At 61.4% G+C, this 21,286-nt stretch carries 15 protein-coding genes and 2 riboswitches; of the genes, 8 read left to right on the forward strand and 7 right to left on the reverse strand.

Annotated elements, in window-relative coordinates:
• Positions 1 to 3: 3 nt before the first annotated feature.
• Positions 4 to 1,221, reverse strand: a complete 1,218-nt coding sequence (locus tag H4V96_RS09380; RefSeq protein ID WP_196855432.1) for a Bcr/CflA family efflux MFS transporter — start codon at positions 1,219 to 1,221, stop codon at positions 4 to 6.
• A gap of 173 nt (positions 1,222 to 1,394) precedes the next feature.
• Between H4V96_RS09380 and H4V96_RS09385 the strand changes: the two genes are divergently transcribed.
• The gene (locus H4V96_RS09385; RefSeq protein WP_196855431.1) at positions 1,395 to 1,562 is read left to right on the forward strand and encodes a hypothetical protein; all 168 of its coding nucleotides are present in this window, start codon (positions 1,395 to 1,397) and stop codon (positions 1,560 to 1,562) included.
• Positions 1,563 to 1,724: 162 nt separating this feature from the next.
• Here H4V96_RS09385 and gcvP read toward each other — a convergent pair whose 3' ends face one another.
• From gcvP to gcvT, 3 genes are all read right to left on the reverse strand, one after another.
• Complete coding sequence (gene gcvP, locus H4V96_RS09390; protein ID WP_196855430.1) at positions 1,725 to 4,631, reverse strand: aminomethyl-transferring glycine dehydrogenase; 2,907 nt, start codon at positions 4,629 to 4,631, stop codon at positions 1,725 to 1,727.
• Between the two features lie 112 nt (positions 4,632 to 4,743).
• The gene (gene gcvH / locus H4V96_RS09395) at positions 4,744 to 5,124 is read right to left on the reverse strand and encodes a glycine cleavage system protein GcvH (protein WP_010397595.1); all 381 of its coding nucleotides are present in this window, start codon (positions 5,122 to 5,124) and stop codon (positions 4,744 to 4,746) included.
• 69 nt (positions 5,125 to 5,193) lie between these two features.
• On the reverse strand, positions 5,194 to 6,315 hold the full coding sequence (gene gcvT / locus H4V96_RS09400) for a glycine cleavage system aminomethyltransferase GcvT (protein ID WP_196855429.1): 1,122 nt from the start codon (positions 6,313 to 6,315) through the stop codon (positions 5,194 to 5,196).
• A 73-nt stretch (positions 6,316 to 6,388) separates the two neighbouring features.
• Positions 6,389 to 6,495, reverse strand: a riboswitch (glycine riboswitch).
• 27 nt (positions 6,496 to 6,522) lie between these two features.
• Positions 6,523 to 6,609: riboswitch (glycine riboswitch) on the reverse strand.
• 179 nt (positions 6,610 to 6,788) lie between these two features.
• Between gcvT and H4V96_RS09405 the strand changes: the two genes are divergently transcribed.
• From H4V96_RS09405 to def, 7 genes are all read left to right on the forward strand, one after another.
• Entirely contained in the window at positions 6,789 to 7,397 is a 609-nt protein-coding gene (locus tag H4V96_RS09405; RefSeq protein ID WP_280720887.1) for an ATP-dependent Clp protease proteolytic subunit, read from the forward strand.
• A gap of 149 nt (positions 7,398 to 7,546) precedes the next feature.
• Positions 7,547 to 8,182 carry a phosphatase PAP2 family protein gene (locus H4V96_RS09410; RefSeq protein WP_029496360.1) on the forward strand — a complete coding sequence of 212 codons (636 nt, stop codon included), beginning with the start codon at positions 7,547 to 7,549 and terminating at the stop codon, positions 8,180 to 8,182.
• Positions 8,183 to 8,363: 181 nt separating this feature from the next.
• The gene (smc, locus tag H4V96_RS09415) at positions 8,364 to 11,891 is read left to right on the forward strand and encodes a chromosome segregation protein SMC (RefSeq protein ID WP_196855428.1); all 3,528 of its coding nucleotides are present in this window, start codon (positions 8,364 to 8,366) and stop codon (positions 11,889 to 11,891) included.
• Positions 11,888 to 13,054, forward strand: a complete 1,167-nt coding sequence (locus H4V96_RS09420; protein ID WP_196855427.1) for a cell division protein ZipA C-terminal FtsZ-binding domain-containing protein — start codon at positions 11,888 to 11,890, stop codon at positions 13,052 to 13,054. The genes smc and H4V96_RS09420 overlap by 4 nt, the downstream gene beginning before the upstream one ends.
• 14 nt (positions 13,055 to 13,068) lie before the next feature.
• Positions 13,069 to 15,429, forward strand: a complete 2,361-nt coding sequence (gene ligA, locus H4V96_RS09425) for an NAD-dependent DNA ligase LigA (protein ID WP_196855426.1) — start codon at positions 13,069 to 13,071, stop codon at positions 15,427 to 15,429.
• 34 nt (positions 15,430 to 15,463) lie between these two features.
• Positions 15,464 to 16,357, forward strand: a complete 894-nt coding sequence (gene galU, locus H4V96_RS09430) for a UTP--glucose-1-phosphate uridylyltransferase GalU (protein WP_010397607.1) — start codon at positions 15,464 to 15,466, stop codon at positions 16,355 to 16,357.
• Positions 16,354 to 16,890, forward strand: a complete 537-nt coding sequence (gene def, locus H4V96_RS09435; RefSeq protein WP_196855425.1) for a peptide deformylase — start codon at positions 16,354 to 16,356, stop codon at positions 16,888 to 16,890. Before galU ends, def begins: the two co-directional genes overlap by 4 nt.
• An 86-nt stretch (positions 16,891 to 16,976) precedes the next feature.
• Here def and H4V96_RS09440 read toward each other — a convergent pair whose 3' ends face one another.
• The 3 genes from H4V96_RS09440 to H4V96_RS09450 form a co-directional block, all read right to left on the reverse strand.
• On the reverse strand, positions 16,977 to 17,741 hold the full coding sequence (locus H4V96_RS09440; RefSeq protein WP_010397609.1) for a PilZ domain-containing protein: 765 nt from the start codon (positions 17,739 to 17,741) through the stop codon (positions 16,977 to 16,979).
• Positions 17,742 to 17,890: 149 nt separating this feature from the next.
• A complete protein-coding gene (locus H4V96_RS09445; RefSeq protein WP_010397610.1) occupies positions 17,891 to 18,640 on the reverse strand; it encodes a pseudouridine synthase in 750 nt (249 codons plus the stop codon).
• Between the two features lie 42 nt (positions 18,641 to 18,682).
• Positions 18,683 to 21,250 (reverse strand): [protein-PII] uridylyltransferase, encoded by a 2,568-nt coding sequence (locus H4V96_RS09450; RefSeq protein ID WP_196855424.1) that lies wholly within the window; start codon positions 21,248 to 21,250, stop codon positions 18,683 to 18,685.
• Positions 21,251 to 21,286 lie beyond the last annotated feature (36 nt).

Here is a 21,286-nt window from a genome sequence, read left to right on the forward strand (position 1 = left end):
GCGTCAGTGCGCGCCCAGGCTGGTGGTGCGTGCCGGATGGACGCGCGCAGTGGCCAGGGTCAGCCATGATACCAGCAGGCCCGCTACGGTCAAGAATAGCAGCCAGGGCAGCGGCCCCGATTCCGACAGGCTGGCCGCCAGTGGCGTGGCCAGCGACGATAAGCTCATCTGGATAGCGCCCAGCAATGCCGCCGTGGAGCCGAGCGCCTTGTGCTGCGATCCCATGGCCATGGCCATCAGCGCCGCTTCCGCAATGCCCAGACCAAACAGGGCCATGAACATGCCGGGGACGACGGCGACGATGCCGAAGCCCGCCCAGACGCCCAGCAGGGCGAGCACGGCGCCGCCCAGCATGGCGCTGCTGCCCGCCACGCAGAGGCGCGCTACTGCGTACTTTTCCACCAGACGGGCGCTGGCCATGGCGCCCAGCAGCACTGCCACGCCCGTAGCGCCGAAAACTAAGCCAAAGCTGCCGGCGGACAGGCCAAAATCGCGCTGGTACACCAGCGCTGCCCCGCCGATATACGCAAACAGGAAAAAGAAGCTGGCTGCCAGGGCCAGCGCCGGCAGCAAGAAGGCGCGCTGCAGCGCGATGCGCGCATACGTGCGGTGCAGACCGCGCGGCGAGATGCGGCGGGCGCGCGGTAAAGTTTCTGGTAGGAACAATACGCTATTGAGCAGCGTCAAGCCGCCCAGGGCGGCCAGGGCCAGCATCACGGCGCGCCAGCCGTAATGCGCATCGAGCAAGCCGCCCACGGCGGGCGCCAGCACGGGCGCCAGGCCCACGATAGTCATCAAGAGGGCAAACAGCTGCGCCGCCTGCACGCCATCGGCCACGTCGCGCACCATGCTCATCACCACGACTAAGGTCAGCGCCGCGCCCAGGCCCTGCAGCGTGCGCGCCAGCAGCAGGGTGCTCAATTGATCCGCTTGCGAGCCCCATACGGCGGCCACGATGTAGACCGCGATGCCGGCCAGCAGCGGATAGCGTCGGCCCAGCATGTCCGTCAGGGGCCCGCACAGCAACTGTCCGCCGCCCAGGGCCAGCAAGAAAACGGTCAGGCTTAGCTGCACGTTGGCATAGGCGGTGTGTAGTTCGTGGGCCATGGCCGGCATCGAGGCCAGGTACATGTCGATGCCTGCCGGACCGAGCACGGCCACCAAGGCCAGGCAAGCGGCCAGTCCAAGCGTGGCGGTGGGGAGTGTGGTTTGCTGCTGCATTGCGCTTCCTTTATCGCATGAAAAAAACGGGGTTCAGTTGAATCGAACGCCACCGTGCTTTTTATTGTACGCTTACTGCCTACCGGTAGGTAGCTTTTATAATCAATGAAAAGGATGAGAGCGATGAAAGAAGTAACAAGGACGCATGCGTTGCCATTGCGGGGAGCGCGGGCATGACGGAAGTGGGAATTGCGCTCAGCGGCGTGGCAGTGGCCCTGCTGTTTGCAGCCTGGGGCTCGCAGCGCGCCCGTTGCGAGCGGCGTGACGTGATGTTGCTGGCGATACTGGGCACCGTGCTGGGGTTGCCGGGCGCGGCCTTGCTGGCGTTGCCGGTTGCGTAGGTCGGATTAGCGTAGCGTAATCCGACAACATTGTTGGCGAGGCCGGTGTCGGATTACGCGCTCACGCGCTAATCCGACCTACCCTTGCGGGCATGAAAAAAGGCAGGCCGTCTGGCCTGCCTTCCTGTCGCTGGCACGCCCGCCTAAGCGGGCGCGTGGCGTTTACTCTTCTTCGTACGAGCTGATCGGGGCGCAGCCGCAGAACAGGTTGCGGTCGCCGTACACGTTGTCGGCACGGCCGACCGGTGGCCAGTATTTGCGCTGGCGCAGGGAAGCGACGGGGTAGGCCGCGACCTCGCGGCTGTACTTGCGTTCCCAGTTGTTCGACAGCAATACCTGCGCCGTGTGCGGCGCATGCTTCAGCGGGTTGTCGTCGTGGTCGAATTCACCGCTGGCGACCTTGGCGATTTCGGCCCGGATGGCAATCATGGCATCGATGAAGCGGTCGATTTCCACTTTCGATTCGCTTTCCGTCGGCTCGATCATCAGCGTGCCCGGCACGGGGAAGCTCATGGTCGGCGCATGGAAGCCAAAGTCCATCAGGCGCTTGGCCACGTCTTCGTTGCTGATGCCGGTGGCGTCCGTGATCGGGCGCAGGTCGAGGATGCACTCGTGCGCGACCAGGCCGTCGTGGCCCGTGTACAGCACCGGGTAGTGCGGTGCCAGACGACGCGCGATGTAGTTCGCTGCCAAAATCGCCGTCTCGGTCGCCGCCGTCAAGCCTTCTGCGCCCATCATCGCGATATACATCCACGAAATCGGCAGGATGCTGGCCGAGCCGAATGGCGCGGCGCTGACAGCGCCGATGCCTGCATCGGCCGCGTCGCGTCGGTAGCCGGTAGAGCGCTGGTTCGGCAGGAACTTCGCCAGGTGGGCGCCCACGCCGATCGGGCCGACGCCGGGTCCGCCGCCGCCGTGCGGGATGCAGAAGGTCTTGTGCAGGTTCAGGTGTGACACATCGCCGCCAAACGAGCCAGGAGCGGCCACGCCGACCAGCGCGTTCATGTTGGCGCCATCGATGTAGACCTGGCCGCCGTGCGAATGGATGATCTCGCACAGTTCCTGGATGCCTTCTTCAAATACGCCGTGGGTGGATGGGTAGGTGACCATCACGCAGGCCAGGTTGGCGCTGTGCTGTTCCGCTTTCGCCTTCAGGTCGGCCAAGTCCACGTTGCCATTGGCATCGCAGCTGGTGACGACCACCTGCATGCCGACCATATTGGCCGATGCGGGGTTGGTGCCGTGCGCCGACGAGGGAATCAAACAAATGTTGCGGTGGCCATCGCCGCGCGACTCGTGGTAAGCCTTGATCACCAAGAGGCCTGCGTATTCGCCTTGCGAGCCGGCGTTTGGCTGCAGCGAGACGGCCGCATAGCCCGTCAGCGCACATAGCATCTCTTCCAGTTGCGCGATCATTTCGCGGTAGCCCACGGTTTGCGCATCTGGCGCGAACGGGTGGATGTTCGAGAACTCGGGCCAGGTGACGGGGATCATTTCGCTCGTCGCGTTCAGCTTCATGGTGCACGAGCCAAGCGGGATCATGGTGCGGTCCAGCGCCAGGTCCTTGTCGGCCAGGCTGCGCAGGTAGCGCAGCATCTCGTGTTCCGAGTGGTAGCTGTTGAAGACGGGGTGGGTCAGGTAGGCGCTGGTGCGGCTCAGCTGCGCCGGCAGGGTGCTGGTCACATTCGCTTCGACGGCGTCCAGGCTTGGCGCGGCAGGCGCGTTGGCCAGGCCGTGCGCGAACACTTTCCACAGCAGCGCCATATCGTCACGCGTGGTGGTTTCATCGAGCGACACGCCGACGTGTGTGGCATCGATTTTGCGCAGGTTGACGCCATGCGCGATGGCCGTCGCGTGCAATTGCGCCGCATCGGCGACGTTGATGGTCAGGGTGTCGAAATAGCTCGCGTTGACGACGCCATAACCGAGGGTCTTCAGGTTGGCGGCCAGCACGCCCGTAAAGCGGTGCACGCGCTGGGCGATCTTCAGCAAGCCGACGGGGCCGTGGTAGACGGCGTACATCGAAGCCATTACGGCCAGCAGCACTTGCGCCGTGCAGATGTTGGATGTGGCTTTTTCGCGGCGGATATGCTGTTCGCGCGTTTGCAGGGCCAGGCGATATGCCTTGTTGCCTTGCGCATCGACGGTCACGCCGACCAGGCGGCCCGACATGCTGCGCTTGAATTCATCGCGCGTGGACAAATAGCCGGCATGCGGGCCGCCGAAGCCGAGCGGTACGCCAAAGCGCTGGCTGTTGCCGACGACAACGTCTGCACCCCATTCGCCCGGTGGCGTAAGCATGGTCAGGGCCAGCAGGTCGGCCGCAACGATGACCATGGCGCCATTCGCGTGCAGTTTTTCCACGCCGGCGCGGTAATCGCGCACGACACCGTTGACGCCAGGGTATTGCAGCAGCACGCCGAAGCAGGCGTCCAGCGATTCGATTTCCGCAGGGTTGAAGGTACGCACTTCGATGCCGATCGGCTGGGCGCGCGTCTGCACCACTTCCAGCGTTTGCGGCAGCACGTCATTGGCCACGTACAGCACGGTCGACTTCGACTTGCCCACGCGCTGGATCAAGGTCATCGCTTCGGCCGCGGCCGTGCCTTCGTCCAGCATCGAAGCATTCGAGATGCCCATGCCGGTGAGGTCCGTGATCACTTGCTGGAAGTTCAGGATCGCCTCCAGGCGGCCTTGCGAAATCTCGGGCTGGTATGGCGTGTACGCCGTATACCAGGCGGGGTTTTCAAAGATGTTGCGCAGTACGACGCCAGGCGTAAAGGTGTTGTAATAACCCTGGCCAATCAGCGATTTCAATACCTGGTTCTTGCCGGCGATGGCTTTCAGGCGTGACAAGGCTTCCTGTTCCGGCATCGGCTGCGAGTAGGCGCCCAATGGCAGGGTGCCCTTGTTGCGGATGTTGGCCGGCACCAGGGCATCGATCAGCGCGGCGCGCGATGGATAGCCGAGGCTCGCCAGCATGGCTTGCTGTTCGGTGGAAGAGGGGCCGATGTGGCGGGCGATGAAGGCATCGCGTGCTTCGAGTTGGGTCAGGCTGGTGCGGGTCATGATATAGAGGCCAAAAAAGACTGAAAAACCGGAATGCGGCGCGCGGGCGCTGCTGTAATTTGTTGCAACCAAAGCAAACGGGCCGCAAACGCGGCCCGTGAATCACACGCGATTAAGCGCTGGTGGTGGCGCCATAGGCGGCAGCGTCGAGCAAGCCGTCCAGGGCCGACACGTCCGCTGGCTTGATCTTGAACAGCCAGTTGGCATAGGCATCGGCGTTGATCGACTCTGGCGAGTTGACGACGTCGTCGTTGACGGCTACAACTTCGCCGGCCACTGGCGCGTAGATGTCGCTCGCTGCCTTGACCGATTCCACCACGGCGGCGTCGTCGCCGGCACCGTAGGTATTGCCCACGTCAGGCAGTTCGACGAAGACGATGTCGCCCAGGGCGTCCTGCGCGTACTCGGTGATGCCGACGGTGACGGTACCGTCGCCTTCAAGGCGTACCCATTCGTGGGAAGCGGTGTACTTCAGGTCTGCAGGAATGTTCATGTGTGGCTCCAGAGGGTAAGTGTTCGTTATTGATGATGTTTGTTCGGTCTTGCGGGCGGCTCTAATCGCTTACGCAGCCAGGATTTTACCGTTGCGCACGAAAGGCAGCTTGACGACGGAGGCGGCCAGTTGCTTGCCGCGGATTTCCACATGCACCGTGTCGCCCACGTTCACGCCGTTGGGCACGCGCGCCAGGGCGATCGCCTCTTGCATGGTCGGGCTGAAAGTGCCGCTGGTGATTTCGCCCTTGGCATCGGTGCCGGCGATGATGACTTGTTGATGGGCGCGCAGCACGCCGCCTTTTTCGCGCAGGATCAGGCCGACGAATTGCGCATTCTGGCCTTGGGCCAGCAGGGCAGCCTTGCCGCTGAAGTCGCGCTCGCTGACGAGGTCGATGGTCCAGGCCAGGCCTGCGTCGAGCGGGTTGACGCTTTCATCCATGTCCTGGCCGTACAGGTTCATGCCCGCTTCCAGGCGCAGGGTGTCGCGCGCACCCAAGCCGGCCGGCTTGACGCCAGCGGCGATCAATGCGTTCCACAGCGCTTCCACCTGGCTGGCCGATACGCCGATTTCGAAACCGTCTTCGCCCGTGTAGCCGGTGCGTGCCAGCATGACTTCGCCGAAGGCCGTGTCCTTGACGATGACGACGTTGAAGGGCTTGATGGCTTCGGACGCGGCTTGCGTTTGCGGCAGTACTTGCCACACCTTGGCGCGCGCGTTCGGGCCTTGCACGGCCACCAGGGCCATGGCGTCACGGCCATCGCGGCGCTCGGTGATCGTCAGGGCGCTGTGAGTGTTTGTATTTTGCTGCTGCATCCAGGCCACGTCTTTTTCCGCCGTGCCCGCGTTGACGACCAGGCGGAACCAGTTTTCATTGAAGAAGTAGACGATCAAGTCATCGATGACGGTGCCTTCGGCATTCAACATGCACGAGTACAGGGCCTTGCCCGATACTTGCAGCTTGTCCACGTTATTGGCCAGCAAGCCGCGCAAAAAAGCGCGCACGTTGGGGCCCTCGATATCGACCACGCACATATGGGATACATCGAACATGCCGGCATCGCCGCGTACGGCGTTGTGCTCTTCGATTTGCGAGCCGTAGTTGACGGGCATGTCCCAGCCGCCGAAATCGACCATGCGGGCGCCGAGGGCACGGTGGGCGTTGTTGAGTGGGGTCGCTTTGAGCGTCATGGATTCCTCGGGACGAAGGTAAAGGGGGAAGTTAACAGAACACGCTAGCCAAACACGGCTTTCTGGCGTGATCACTGACCCCCCTGTCCTTGATACCTGAGAGATTACGGGGGGCTTGCCCCGTGCGCCCCTTCGGTGGGCCGCCGGCAATAGCCGCGGCCGCTCTCCAGAGTTGAGCTAAATATGTCGCCAAAGCAACAAAGTTAGTCCGCCTGATCGGTCCTTTTGCCTGAGAGTTTTTGGGTAGTGCCCCTTCGGCGGCAACGCTGGGTTGCCCTCTCCCGATCAAGTGTGAAGAATATATGCCAGCAGGGGTATTCTGTCAATCTGTAAAGACGTGCTCCGGAAGCTGCAATTGCGCGGCAGAGGTGCCTGTCGACGGGCTTGGCGGCGCCGTCATCGCGTGCAAGTGCGCGTCACCTCGTGGCGCAATGGGCTATGATCAAATCCGGGCTTTCTTGCGGGTGGCTGACATGAACACAATACAAAGCGAGACATACAGTAACACTGACAATAACATCGACAATAACATCGACAACAACACCGGGCAGCACGCTTACTTCACCCTCTCGGGCGACGTCAACAGTGACATGGTGCGGCGCGTCTTCGACGCCGCAGCCGACATGACGGAAGACAAGCTCAGCGTCGCGCACATCCTGATTCAGTCGAATGGCGGTTATGTCAGCGACGGCATCTGTCTGTACAACTTTCTCGGCAAGTTGCCGTTTGACATCATTACCTACAACGCAGGGGCCGTGGCGTCCATTGCCGTCACGCTGTTTCTGGCCGGGCGGCAGCGCCATGCCAGCGAGACGGCGCGCTTCATGGTGCACAAATCGCATGCCACGGCGTCGCCCGGTTCGCGCCCCGACGCGCTCAGCATCATCGTCGAAGGCTTGCGCGCCGACGACATGCGCACCGAGCGCATCCTGCGCGACCATGTCAACCTGACGCAAGAGCAATGGCAGGTGCATACCTATTCCGACTTGCACCTGACGGCGGCCCAGGCGCTGCAAGTGGGCATGATCGAATCGATCCGCGACTTTGCGCCGCCCGAGGGCAAGCGCTTGACGAATATCTGACGCGTGTGCGGCAGCTGCGCAGCGCCTAGTTCCGCTGCGGAAATTTTGTAATCGAATGTAATTCTTTGCTGCAGCACAGCAAAAAGCCGCGCGAAACAGGGCGCAGTCGTGGCATAGTGCAAGCTGATCATGAAATAAGTGCAGCGACGATGACTTGGTGGAATGGAATTTCTTTTGCGGCCGACATGTCCGTGATGGGGCCGGCTGGCGCGGCGATTGCCCTGTGGCTGCTGGTGTCGCGCCAGTGGCGCCTGGTGCTCAGCTGGAGCCTTTGGTATGGCGGTGGCCTGGCCCTCGTGGTGCTGTCGAAGCTGGCCTTCATGAGCTGGGGTGTAGGCAGCAGCGCGCTCGACTTTACTGGCTTCAGCGGTCACGCCATGCGTGCCGGCGCCGTGTTTCCGGTGCTGATGTATGTGCTGTTGCAGCGCGCCGAAGCGCGCTGGCGCCACGCCGGCGTGCTGGTCGGCGTGGCGTTTGCCGTACTGGTGGGCATTTCGCGCGTAGTCGTACATGCACACAGCGTATCGGAAGCGGTCAGTGGCTGCGTGCTGGGTCTGGCACTGGCGCTGGGCTTCATGTGGACTGCCCGTGGCGCCGTCAATATCGCCGTCAGCCACGCGCTGGCGCTGGTCAGTCTGGTACTGATGGTGGTGCTGAGCTTCAAGGCCGAGCCCATGCCGACCGAGCAGTGGCTGCAAGAACTGGCCAAGTTGCTGTCAGGTCACGAGCACGTTTTTTCCCGCGACGATTGGAAACTCGCACACGATCGCCGCCCGGTCCCTTAACTTGGCGCCAGCTGCCATTTGACGCTGTTGTTTTTTGGCCAGAAAAGCATCAGGAAATGGTATGATGAAGCACTTTTTTTCGGTGAGCGGCCAGGCTGCCATCGCCATGGCGAATATGAACTGATTATGCGCCCGCTTCGCCGATCTCAACCGCCAGCATAGGCCAGGAACTCTAAAACACGTGCGTCTCTCTTCCATCAAGTTGTCGGGATTTAAGTCTTTCGTCGATCCCACCAATTTCCAGGTGCCAGGTCAGCTCGTGGGCGTGGTTGGGCCCAATGGCTGTGGCAAATCGAATATCATCGACGCCGTGCGCTGGGTGCTGGGCGAATCGAAAGCATCCGAATTGCGCGGCGAGTCGATGCAGGACGTCATCTTCAACGGCTCCACCCACCGCAAGCCAGCCGGGCGCGCTTCCGTGGAGCTGGTGTTCGACAATAACGATGGCAAGGCGTCCGGCCAGTGGGGCCAGTACGCCGAGATCGCCGTCAAGCGCACCCTGACGCGCGACGGCACCTCCACCTATTACATCAATGGCCAGCCCGTGCGCCGGCGCGACATCCAGGATATTTTCCTCGGTACGGGCCTCGGTCCGCGCGCCTACGCCATCATTGGCCAGGGCATGATTTCGCGCATCATCGAATCGCGCCCTGAAGAATTGCGTGTCTTCCTCGAAGAAGCGGCCGGTGTGTCGAAATACAAGGAGCGTCGCCGCGAGACGGAAAACCGCTTGCACGATACGCGTGAGAATTTGTTGCGCGTGGAAGATATTTTGCGCGAACTCAATGCCAACCTGGAAAAGCTCGAAGCGCAGGCGGCCGTTGCCACCCGCTTCCACACCCTGCAGGCGGACCAGGAAGAAAAGCAGAAACTCTTGTGGCTACTGCGCAAGAATGAGGCGCACAACGAGCAGACGCGCTATGCCCGTGAGGTCGAACAGGCACAGACGGATCTGGAAGAGCAGACGGCCAAGCTGCGCAACGTGGAATTGACACTCGAGCAGATGCGCCAGGCGCACTTTGCCGTCGGCGACCGTTTACATACGGCGCAGGGCCATCTGTATCAGACGAATGCGGAAATCGGCAGCCTGGAAGCGCAGATCAAGTTCGTCATCGAATCGCGCGCCCGCCTGCAGGCCCAGCTAGCCACCTTGACGGCCCAGCGCGACCAATGGAGCAGCCAAGGCGACGAGTACCAGGAGCAGATCGAAGAGGCGCAATTTCACCTCGAAGAGCTCGCTGCCAAGGTTGAGCAAGCGCAAATGATGGCCGAACAGAAGGGCGAGCAATTGCCCGAGCTGGACGCGGCCTGGCGCGCGGCGCAGAACAAGAGCACGGAATCGCGTGCGCGCATCATGCAGGCCCAGCAGCAGCTGGAACTGGAATCGGCGCACCAGCGCAACGCCTCGAACATCCTGGCCAGCCTGTTAACGCGCCGCGAGCGCTTGCAGCAGGAAAAAAATAGCTTGAGCCTGCCCGATAGCAGCCATCTGGAAAACCTGAAGCTGCAACTGGAAGAGAAGCAGCAAACCCTGGAAGAACAGGGTTTCTATCTGGAAGAGGCTTTGGGGCAGCAGCCCAAGCTGGAGCAGGAACGGGCCGCAGCGCAGGCGCAAGTCAATGCCGAAACAAACGCTAACGCCCAGCTCGAAGCGCGTCTTTCTGCTTTGAAACAATTGCAGGAACGCGTGCAGACCCAGGGCAAGGTGCAGCCATGGCTGAAAAAGCACGAACTCGACACCTTGCCGCGCCTGTGGCAAAAGCTGCAGATCGAGGCGGGCTGGGAAGCGGCCATGGAGTCGATCCTGCGCGAGCGCACGTCGGCCTTGCAGCTGTCAAATATCGATTGGGCCAAGGCCTTTTTTGCCGATGCGCCGCCGGCCAAGCTGGCCCTGTACGCGCCGTCGACGGTGGCGCCGCTGCCCGTGGCGGAAGTAGCGGGACTGAAACCGTTCCTGAACTTGCTCAAACTCAACGATCCGGGTTTGCGCGGCTTGCTGCAAGATTGGCTGCACAATGCCTATGCCGTGGAAGACGCGGCCGAAGCGCTGGTCGAACGTGCCAAGTTGCCGCCAGGCGGCTATTTTGTCACCAGGCTTGGACATGTGGTGACGGCTTCCAGCGTGCGTTTCTATGCTGCCGATTCTGAGCAGGAAGGCATGTTGGGGCGCCAGCAGGAAATCGAGAATATAGGCAAACAATTGCGCGCACAGCAATTGCTGGCCGAAGAAGCGCGCGCCCGAGCCGTGCGGGCCGATGCTGCCGTCGCCAGCCTCACGCGCAATCTCTCGGACTTGCGCTTGCGCATACAGCAACTGACGTCTGCCGTGCATACGCTGCAACTCGATGTGGTGAAATTGTCGGAAGTCGAAGCGCGCTTCAACCAGCGCAGCACGCAGATCGGCGCTGACCTGTTTGAAATCGCCGCGCAGGAAGCCGAACAGATGCAGGCCAAGCTGGAATCGGAAGAGAAATTCGAACAGCTGGACATGGAACTGGGCAACTTGCAGGAAGCACACGAAGACGGCCATACCGACTTTTTGCGCAAGGAACAGCTTTTGTCCGAAGCGCGCGAAGCCTTGCGCGACCTGGAGCGAAACGCCAAGGACACGGAATACGCAGAAAAAGCCCAGCGCGCCAAGATCGAGGAATTGCGCCGCAATATCGCCACGGCAAGCACGCAGGCACAGCAAGTGACGGCCAGCCTGCAGGCGGGCGAACTGGAGCTGGCCAACCTGGAAAACGGCGCCGCCGCCGATGGCTTGCAGGACTTGCTCGAGCGCCGCACCACGCAGGAGCGGGCGCTGGCGGACGCGCGCCATGAACTGGACCAGATCACCCAGCAGCTGCGCCTGTCCGAAGATGCGCGCGCGCAATCGGAGCGCAGCTTGCAGCCGCAGCGCGACAAGATCATGGAAATGCAGCTCAAGGAGCAAGCCGCGCGTCTGAACCAGGAGCAATTCGCCCAGCAATTGCTGGAATCGGGCGCCGATGAAGCGCTGCTGACGGAAAAGTTGCATCCGGACATGCGGCCCTCGTATCTGCAGGGCGAAGTCACGCGCCTGACGAACGCCATCACGGGCCTGGGCGCCGTCAACCTGGCTGCGCTGGACGAATTGGCACAGGCATCCGAGCGCAAGAATTTCCTCGACGCTCAAAATGCCGACCTGACGGAAGCGATCAACACCCTGGAAGACGCGATCCACAAGATCGACAAGGAAACGCGCGACTTGCTGCAAGATACGTTCGACAAGGTCAACCACCACTTTTCCGAGCTGTTTCCCATCCTCTTTGGTGGCGGGCAGGCCAAGCTGACCATGACGGGCGACGAAATTCTCGATTCCGGTGTACAAGTCATGGCGCAGCCTCCCGGCAAGAAAAATGCCACCATTCACCTGTTGTCCGGTGGAGAGAAGGCGCTGACGGCGACCGCATTGGTGTTTTCCATGTTCCGCCTCAATCCTGCGCCGTTCTGCCTGCTCGACGAAGTCGATGCGCCGCTCGATGATTCGAACACGGAACGCTTTTGCCGCATGGTCAAGCGCATGTCCGACCAGACCCAATTCCTTTTCATTTCGCATAACAAGATTGCGATGGAAATGGCCCATCAATTGATCGGTGTGACGATGCAGGAGCAGGGCGTATCGCGCATCGTGGCGGTGGACATGGAGTCCGCCGCAAATTTTGCTACCGAGGCACAAGCAGCATGACAGACTTACAAATTACCTTGTTCGGCGCCGGCGGCGTCTTTATCGTCGGTGTTTTTTCGTATAACAAATGGCAAGAATACAAGGCCAAGAAAAGTGTGGAACGGGCCTTTTCCACCGACCACGATGACGTGCTGATGCGCGAGGGCGAGGCGCCAGCGGCGCAGGCACAGGAACCGGTCTTGCGCCAGGAGCCGCGTTTTGACGCCGCACCCAACGCCAAGGCCGAACCGTCGTTTGGCGCGTCGCCAGCGGCCGTTGTAACGGATGCGCCCGTACACGCGGAACCGTCGCTGGGCGATACCCCGGCCGAGCCGCTCCTTGCAACAGGCGCCGAGCCGGTGCAAGAAGTGAGCACCGCCAGCGAGCAGGCGACCAGCCTGGTCGACCCGCTGATCGATTGTTTGTTGCCCCTGTCGCTGGAAGCGCCCGTGCGCGGCGAGAAGATTTTGCCGGTGCTGCAAACTCTGCGCCTGGTGGGCAACAAGCCCGTGCATTTCATCGGCTTGCACGTCAATGGCGACTGGGAACCGATCACGCATGGCGGTGTGTATACCAAGATGCAGGGCGGCGTGCAGTTGGCCAGCCGCAGCACGGCCTTGAATGAACTGGAATACTCGGAATTGGTCACGCGCTTGCGTGGCGTGGCCGACGAGATCGGCGCCGAACCGGAAGTGCCCGACATGATGGAAGTGATGGCCGAAGCGCGCAATCTGCATCGCTTTGTCGCCGGTCACGATGCCCAGCTGGGCGTCAACCTGCACACGAACGGTGCACCGTGGGCCATGTCGACCCTGCTCTTCGCCCTCGAAAAGCAAGGCTTTGACGTGCGTCCTGACGGCCGTTTCGTCATGCCCGATGGTGACGGCAGCTATCTGTTCTCGCTGTCGACAAATGTCACCCTGGCCGAGGAAACCACGCCCCGTTTGACCCTGTTGCTCGACGTGCCGTGCGTGGCGCCTGCACGCGACGCTTTCGGCGCCATGGTTGCCTGCGCCAAAGCGCTGGTGGGCCGCCTCGACGCCACCATCGTCGACGATTACAACCAGGCCCTGTCGGACGCGGCACTGGCCGAGATCGCCGGCCAGGTGCAAGAGTTTTACCAGGAAATGGAAGCGGCCGATATTGCGGCCGGCTCCACCCGCGCCCTGCGTTTATTTAGCTGAAGAATCGCGTAACAATGACTGATCCGACTAACCAGGACGCCGCCCAGCGCGTCCTGGCACTCACTGCCGAACTCAATCGGCACCTGCACGCCTACCACGTGCTCGACAATCCCACCATCCCCGACGCCGAGTACGACCAGTTGTTTGTCGAACTGCAGGCGCTGGAAGCGGCCCATCCGCACTTGCGCACGCCTGATTCGCCCACCTTGCGCGTCGGCGCAGCACCGTTGCCGCAATTCGAGCAAGTCACGCACGCCGTGCCGATGCTGTCGCTGAACAATGGTTTCTCCGACGACGATATCGTCAATTTTGACCGCCGCGTGCGCGAAGGCCTGGACCTTGATGGTGCAGGAGTCGATTACGCCGCCGAAGTGAAATTCGATGGCCTGGCCATCAACCTGCGCTATGAAAACGGTTTGTTCGTGCAGGCGGCCACGCGCGGCGATGGCGCCACGGGCGAGGACGTGACGGCCAATATCCGCACCATCGCTGGCATTCCACTGCGCCTGCAGGGCGACAAGATTCCCGCTGTGCTCGATGTGCGCGGCGAAGTGATGATGTTCAAGGCCGATTTCGCCCGCCTGAACGAACGCCAGCGTGTGGCGGGGCACAAGGAGTTCGCCAACCCTCGCAATGCGGCGGCCGGCAGCCTGCGCCAGCTCGATTCGCGCATCACGGCACAGCGCAAGCTGCGTTTTTATGCTTACGGCATCGGCGCCCTTGATGGCGCCGTCATGCCAGTGTCGCATTCGGCCTTGCTGGACTGGTACGACATCCTGGGTATTCCCGTGTCGAAGGAACGCAAGGTGGTGCAGGGTGCGCAGGGCTTGCTGGCATACTACGCCGATATCGGCGCGCGCCGTCCCGCCTTGCCCTATGAAATCGACGGTGTGGTCTACAAGGTCAACGCGACGCAAGACCAGCAGGCGCTGGGCTTTGTGTCGCGCGCGCCGCGTTTTGCGCTGGCGCACAAGTTTCCCGCCGAAGAGGCGCTGACGCTGGTGCTGGGCATCGATATTCAGGTTGGCCGCACGGGCGCCATGACCCCCGTGGCGCGCCTGGCGCCCGTGTCGGTCGGCGGCGTGACGGTGACCAACGCCACCTTGCACAATGCAGACGAAGTGCTGCGCAAGGATGTGCGCGTGGGCGATACTGTCGTCGTGCGCCGTGCCGGCGATGTGATCCCGGAAGTGCTGTCCGTGGTGCTCGACAAGCGCCCCGAACCGGCGCCGCCGCCGTTCAAGATGCTGGAACGCTGCCCTGTCTGCGATTCCCACGTGGTGCGCGAAGAGGGCGAGGCGATTGCGCGCTGCTCGGGTGGCCTGTTCTGCTCGGCGCAGCGCAAGGAAGCGTTCCGCCATTTCGCGGGCCGCCGCATGATGGATATCGAAGGCCTAGGGGAACGTTACATCGATACCCTGGTCGAACTGGAATATGTGCATGGTCTGGCCGACTTGTACCGGCTGACGCTCGATAGCCTGCTGGAAATGAAAGTGCGCGCCGACGAGCGCGATGCTTCGACGCCAGAAACAGTGCAACAAGGCAAGATTCCCACGAAATGGGCGGAAAACTTGCTGGCAGGCATACAGGCGAGCAAGCGTCCGCCGCTCGAGCGTTTCCTGTTCGCGCTGGGCATCCGCCACGTGGGTGAATCGACGGCCAAGACCCTGGCCGAATGGCTCGGTAGCCTCGACTATGTGCGCCGTGCGCCGGCGGCCTTGCTGCGCGTGCTGCCCGATATCGGCGGTACCGTGGCCGAGTCGATTGCCGATTTCTTTGCCGAAGAAAAGAACCAGCAGGCGCTGCAGGCATTGCTGGACGCTGGCGTCACGCCGCAGGGTGAACGCGCGCCCAGTGCCAAGTTGCGCACGCAGCTCGAGCAGACCACGCTGCTGGCCGCCATCGGCATCCCCAAGCTCACGCAAGCGCGCAGCAAACAGCTGGTGGAGCGGGGCGTGACCCTGGACAGCCTGGCGGCGCAAGGACCCAGCTTCCACGCGGGCTTGCCTGCCGCCGTGGCGGAAGCGCTGGCGCAATGGCTGGCCGAGGCAGCGCATGTCAAGCTGCTTGTGCAATTGGACGCCCTGCGCAATGAATTACTGTCACAATTGCCTGAAATGCCAGTCTCTGGCGGCAAACTGGACGGCAAGACTTTTGTCTTGACGGGGACGTTGCCCAATATGAGCCGCGACGAGGCTGCAGAGCTGATCGAGGCGGCCGGTGGCAAGGTCAGCGGTTCGGTATCGAAGAAAACTGCTTACGTGGTGGCCGGCTCGGACGCCGGCAGCAAGCTGGCCAAGGCCGAGGAACTGGGTGTAGCCGTACTCGACGAGGCGGGCCTGCTGGCCTTGTTGGCCTTGCTGGCAAAAGACTAATCATTCAATATCTTACAGAAGCTACAGAAGACCCATGAAAAAAATTAGAAAAGCAGTCTTTCCCGTCGCTGGCCTGGGCAGCCGTTTCTTGCCTGCGACCAAGGCGCAACCGAAGGAGATGTTGCCCATTGTCGATAAACCACTGATTCAGTACGCAGTGGAGGAAGCGGTGGCCGCAGGCATCACGGAAATGATCTTCATTACGGGTCGCAACAAGCGCGCCATCGAAGACCATTTCGACACGGCCTACGAGCTGGAGTCGGAGCTGGAAGCGGCAGGCAAACGGCAGTTGCTCGACATGGTGCAAAACATCATTCCTAAGCACATCAATTGCATTTACATACGCCAGTCGGCACCGCTGGGCCTGGGGCACGCGGTGCTGTGCGCCCGTCCCGTGATCGGTGACGAACCGTTCGCGGTCTTGCTGGCCGACGATTTCATGGACGTGGAAGAGGGCGTGCGCCCGGTGCTGGCGCAGATGGCCGATGTCTTCCAGTATGAAAATTGCTCGTTGCTGGCGGTGCAGGACGTGCCGCGCGCGGAAACCAAACAGTACGGTATCGTGTCGGCAAAAAATTATCAGCCCGACCTGGAACTGGTTTCGGCCATCGTGGAAAAACCTGCGCCCGAAGTGGCGCCATCGACCCTGGCCGTGGTGGGCCGTTATGTGTTGACCAGCCGCATCTTCGGCCACCTGGAAAATATCGGTACCGGCGCCGGTGGCGAAATCCAGTTGACGGACGGTATCGCCGCCCTGATGCGCGAAGAACGCGTGTTGGCCTATCGCTACCAAGGGCAGCGCTATGATTGCGGCTCCAAGCTTGGCTATTTGAAGGCCAGCATGGCGATGGGCATGAAACATCCGGAAACGGGCGCCGCCTTCCGTACTTACTTGCAAGAAATGCAGTCGACATTGGACGCAAAATGACCGTACGCGACATTTTGAAGATGGGCGATCCGCGCCTGCTGCGCATGGCAGAGCCAGTGCGCGACTTCGATACGCCCGAATTGCACGCCTTGATCGCCGACATGTTCGATACCATGCATGCCGCCAATGGCGCGGGCCTGGCGGCGCCGCAGATCGGCGTCAATCTGCAGTTGGTGATTTACGGCTTCAAGAATAATCTGCGCTATCCCGATGCGCCGCAAGTGCCGGAGACCGTGCTGATCAACCCTGTGCTGACGCCTTTGGCAGAGCGCAAGGAAGAGGGTTTCGAGGGCTGCCTGTCCGTGCCCGGCTTGCGCGGTAGCGTGCCGCGCTGGAGCGAACTGCACTACGAAGGCGCGGACCAGTTTGGCCAGCCCATCAGCCGCGACTGCGACGGCTTCCATGCCCGCGTGGTGCAGCATGAAGTGGACCATCTGCACGGTATTTTGTATCCGATGCGTATCGTTGATTTTACGCAATTCGGCTATACCGAGGTCATGTTTCCCGATCTCGATCCGAACGACGACGACTAGGCCGCCGACATCGGGGGTCAGACCCCCGGATGCGTTAGCGCAGAGCTATGTGTTGGCGGTGTTGAGGGTCTGACCCCAGTACTCACCTAGCGCACTTTGCGGTTGCTGCCGAGGTTGTCGAGCAGGGCTTGCAATTCATCCTGCATGGCCGGCGTCAGGTTCAGGAAGCGGCAGCCGATTTGTACTTGCTCGCCCAGCAGGAAGGAGCGGAAAGTGCGCGAGAGGCGAATTTCCAGGTCGGCAATCATGACCTTGCTCGGCCCCAGTTCCAGGCGCACGCGCGACAGCTTGCGACCCACGTACAGCCCTATCGTATCGCGTGGGTGGGCGCGCATGCCGATGCCGCCGCTCGAAAAGTCATACAGCTGCAATTCATATGGCCGCCCTTCGAGCACAAACGCGGCCAGGTGGTACACGCCTAGCGGGGTTTCCAGGCGGGCCGATTCGCGTCGTTCCAGCACCAGGCAATGGCCGGGGAAGTTCGTCAGGTAGACGTTAGGGCGCCCGGGATACGCTTCCCATTCGCCGTTGACGGTAAATTGCAGCTTGGCACTCTGTACCGATGACACAAACGTGGCGCCGCCTTCAGGCAGAGTTGCGCCTTCATTGAGTTCCAGCACGAATTGCGGCAAGTCGTCGTCGACCGACAGGATGCGCGCCATGATGACATCTTCGCCGCCGGCCGGATAGATCGAGATGGCGTCACCGTTATCGGCCAGGCTGCACAGGGTTTCGCCGATATCCCACGGATCGCTCATATGGTGCGGCTTGGTGCCTGGCTCCATCGGTTCGGTGACATCTGCCAGGCTGGGTGCGCCTTTGCGCAGTGGATTGGGAATGGGATCGTTCACGACAGCGTATCTCTTTTATTCTAATGGGGAATAGTGTATAGGTTTAAGGCAATATTTACTAAGAAAATCACTATAATTGATTCTATATCACTATATTCCTGCTGCTATAAGCTGGCATGCCGCTGCGCATGCCATCTTGACGCCGTCGCTTAAAACTGTTCGTCCGCGCTCAGGTAGCGCCATTGGCCCGTTGGCAAGTCGCCCAGCTTGACCTTGCCGATGCGCACGCGTTTTAGTCCCAGCACTTTCAGGCCGACGGCTTCGCACATGCGGCGGATCTGGCGTTTCTTGCCTTCGCGCAAGGTAAAGCTCAATTGGTCTTCATTCTGCCAGCGCACCTTGGCGGGCAGCAAGGGCTTGCCGTCGAGCCACAGGCCGTGGTTGAGTCTTTTCAGCTCGCTGTCGGGCAGGGTATCGCCCTTGGTGTAGCTCACGCGCACCAGGTACTCCTTGTCGACATCGGTATCGTGGCCGATCAACTGCTTGGCCACGCGCCCATCCTGCGTCAAGACCAGCAAGCCGACAGAATCGATATCCAGACGTCCAGCGGCCACCAGGCTGCGCAGCTGGGTCGGGTGGAACTGTTCCGGGCTGCGGTCTTCCGCCCAGCGGTTTTCCGCCTTGATCAGCGCCACCGCTGGCGTGTAGCCGTCTTCGGCCTGGCCGCTGACGTAGCCGACGGGTTTGTTGATCAGCACGGTGACGCGCTTCGATTGCTCGGCTGCGGCTTGGCGTTCCACGGTAACGCGCTGGCTCGGGGTGACCTTGCTGCCCAGTTCGGACACCACTTTGCCATCGACGCGGACCCAGCCGCGCGCGATCCATTCATCGGCTTCACGGCGCGAGCACAGGCCCAGTTCGGACATGCGTTTGGACAAGCGTAATAATTCTTCGGTCATGTTGTTTCAGTTTCAGTAATAGTAGGCGCTGCGCGCAGGTCGTTACACTTTCAGCGAATCGAGTAAATCGGTTTCCAGCAATATCTGGTTGCGGGCATTGTTGAGCGCGGGACCGTCGACGAGGAAGACGTCTTCGACCCGCTCGCCCAGGGTCATGATCTTGGCCGTGTGCAGGTTGATGCGGTACTTGGTCAGCACATTGGCGATCGTATAGAGCAGGCCCGTGCGGTCGTTGGCGGCCACCGACAGCAGGTAGTACTGGCCCTTTTCATCGGGCCGCAAGTCTACCGTCGGCTGGAAGGGGAAGGTGCGCGACAGACGCGACAGTCTTCCCTTGCCCGGCGGCGGCAGCGGCGTTTGCGACTGCAACAGTTTGCCCAGCTCATGCTCGATCAGGCTGATGATGTCGCGGTAGCTTTTGGCAAAGTTCTGCTCGGTGACGAGAAAAGTATCGAGTGCATAGCCATTCCTGGTCGTGTGGATCTTCGCGTCGAGGATGCTGAAATTCTTGCGGTCGAAATAGCTGCAGATGCGCGCGAACAGGTCGGGCTGATCGGGTATGTAGACGGCTACTTGCAAGCCTTCGCCGATCGGCGCCAGCCGGCATTTTACCACCGGCAACTTGCTGTCGAGCTTGTCACACAGCGAGCGCGTCTGCCAGGCGATGTCAGAGGCGTCATGGCGCAGAAAATACGCAACGTCCAGTTGCTGCCACAGTTTCAGGTGTGCATCCGGTGGCAAGCCGTACAGGCGTAGGGTGGCCAGCGCTTCCTGCTGGCGGTTTTTCAGCTCGCGGTCGGCCGTATGCGGCTCGCCACCGAGCACGCGCAGGGTGATTTTGTATAAGTCTTCCAGTAGCTTGCCCTTCCAGGCATTCCACACTTTCGGGCTGGTGCCACGGATGTCGGCCACCGTCAGCAGGTACAGGCCCGTCAGGTGGCGCTCGTCCTTGACCACTTTCGCAAAGGCTTGCACGACGTCGGGGTCAGACAGGTCCTGCTTTTGCGCCACTTGCGACATCGTCAGGTGATTTTCTACCAGGAAGGCGACCAGTTCCGTGTCCTCTGCCGACAGGCCGTGATCCTGGCAGAACTGGGTGACGTCGGCCACGCCCAGCTTCGAGTGGTCGCCGCCGCGGCCCTTGGCGATATCGTGGAACAGGGCTGCCACGTAGAGCAGCCACGACTGCGAGAAATCGGCCATCAGTTGGCTGCAGAACGGATATTCGTGGGCATGTTCGCTCATCGTGAAGCGGCGCATGTTACGCACCACCATCAAAATATGCTGGTCGACCGTGTATACGTGGAACAAGTCATGCTGCATCTGGCCCACGATGCGGCGGAAATTGGGCAGGTAGCGCCCCAGGATGCTCATTTCGTTCATGCGTCGCAATGCGTGGATGATGCCCACGGGCGCTCGCATGATGCGCAGGAACAGGGCGCGGTTGACGTCATCCTGGCGGAAGGCGGCATCGATCTTGAAGCGCGCGTGCCACAGCGCGCGCGTGGCGCGCGAGGTCATGCCCTTCAGCGCCGGGCGTTCCGTCATCAAGACAAAGATTTCCAGCATGGCCGATGGATATTGCTCGAACGTATCGTCGGCGCTAATGTCGATCAGGCTGTTGACTTCATTGAAGCGTTCGTTGATGGGCACGGCCACATCGTCTTGCGGAAACAGCCGTGCCTCGATATTTTGCAGCAAAATCGTGTTGAGCTGGGTCACCGTCTTGGCGGCCCAGTAATAGCGCTGCATGAGAAATTCGCTGGCGCGGCGCATGTGCGGGCCGCTGCCCGTCGCTTGCAAGCCCAGCGATTCGGCGATGGCCGTCTGTATGTCGAATACCAGGCGGTCTTCGCGCCGACCCGCATGCAGGTGCAGGCGTACGCGGATATCTTTGAAGGCGCGCTCCTTTTCCATCAACTGGCGCGCTTCGGTGAGCGTAATCAGACCGCTGGTGGCCAGGGTGCGCCAGGAATTGGCCAGGCCGGCCGCCTTGGCGACCCATAAAATCACCTGCAAGTCGCGCAGGCCGCCGGGGCTTTCCTTGCAATTCGGTTCCAGGCTGAAGGCCGTGTCTTCATATTTGGCATGGCGCTGACGCATTTCCGCCGTTTTCGCCTGGAAAAATGCCTGCGGCTGCATGGCGGCCTGGTAGCGCTGCTGTAATTGCGCGAACAAGTCCGCGTTGCCGCACACGAGGCGCGCCTCGAGCAGGCTGGTTTGCACGGTAATATCAGCTTTCGATTCGACCATGCATTCTTCGACCGTGCGAATGCTGTGGCCGATCTCCAAGCCCAGGTCCCACAGCAGTTGCACCAGTTCTTCGAGCTTTTCTTGTGTCTGCGCATCGGGCGATTGCTGCAGCAAGATCAGCAGGTCGACGTCGGAATACGGAAACAGTTCACCGCGGCCATAGCCGCCCACACCCACCAAGGCCGTGCCAGGCGGCAAACCTGCTTCCTGCCAGGCGCGCGCCAGCACGCCATCGACGCTGTGGCGCAGGCTGCGCAGCAGTTTTTCAGGCTTGCCGTCGGCCTGGAAGGCCGCAATGACGACCTGGCGGTCGGCTTTCAGTTGCTGTTTCAGCTGTTCCCGAACTTGCTTTTTCATCTGGGCCCTGAGGTGGCGGTGCGTGGGATGGAGAAA

The organism is Janthinobacterium sp. CG_23.4 (genome assembly GCF_029892305.1).
Taxonomy (GTDB): Bacteria; Pseudomonadota; Gammaproteobacteria; order Burkholderiales; family Burkholderiaceae_D; genus Janthinobacterium; species Janthinobacterium lividum_D.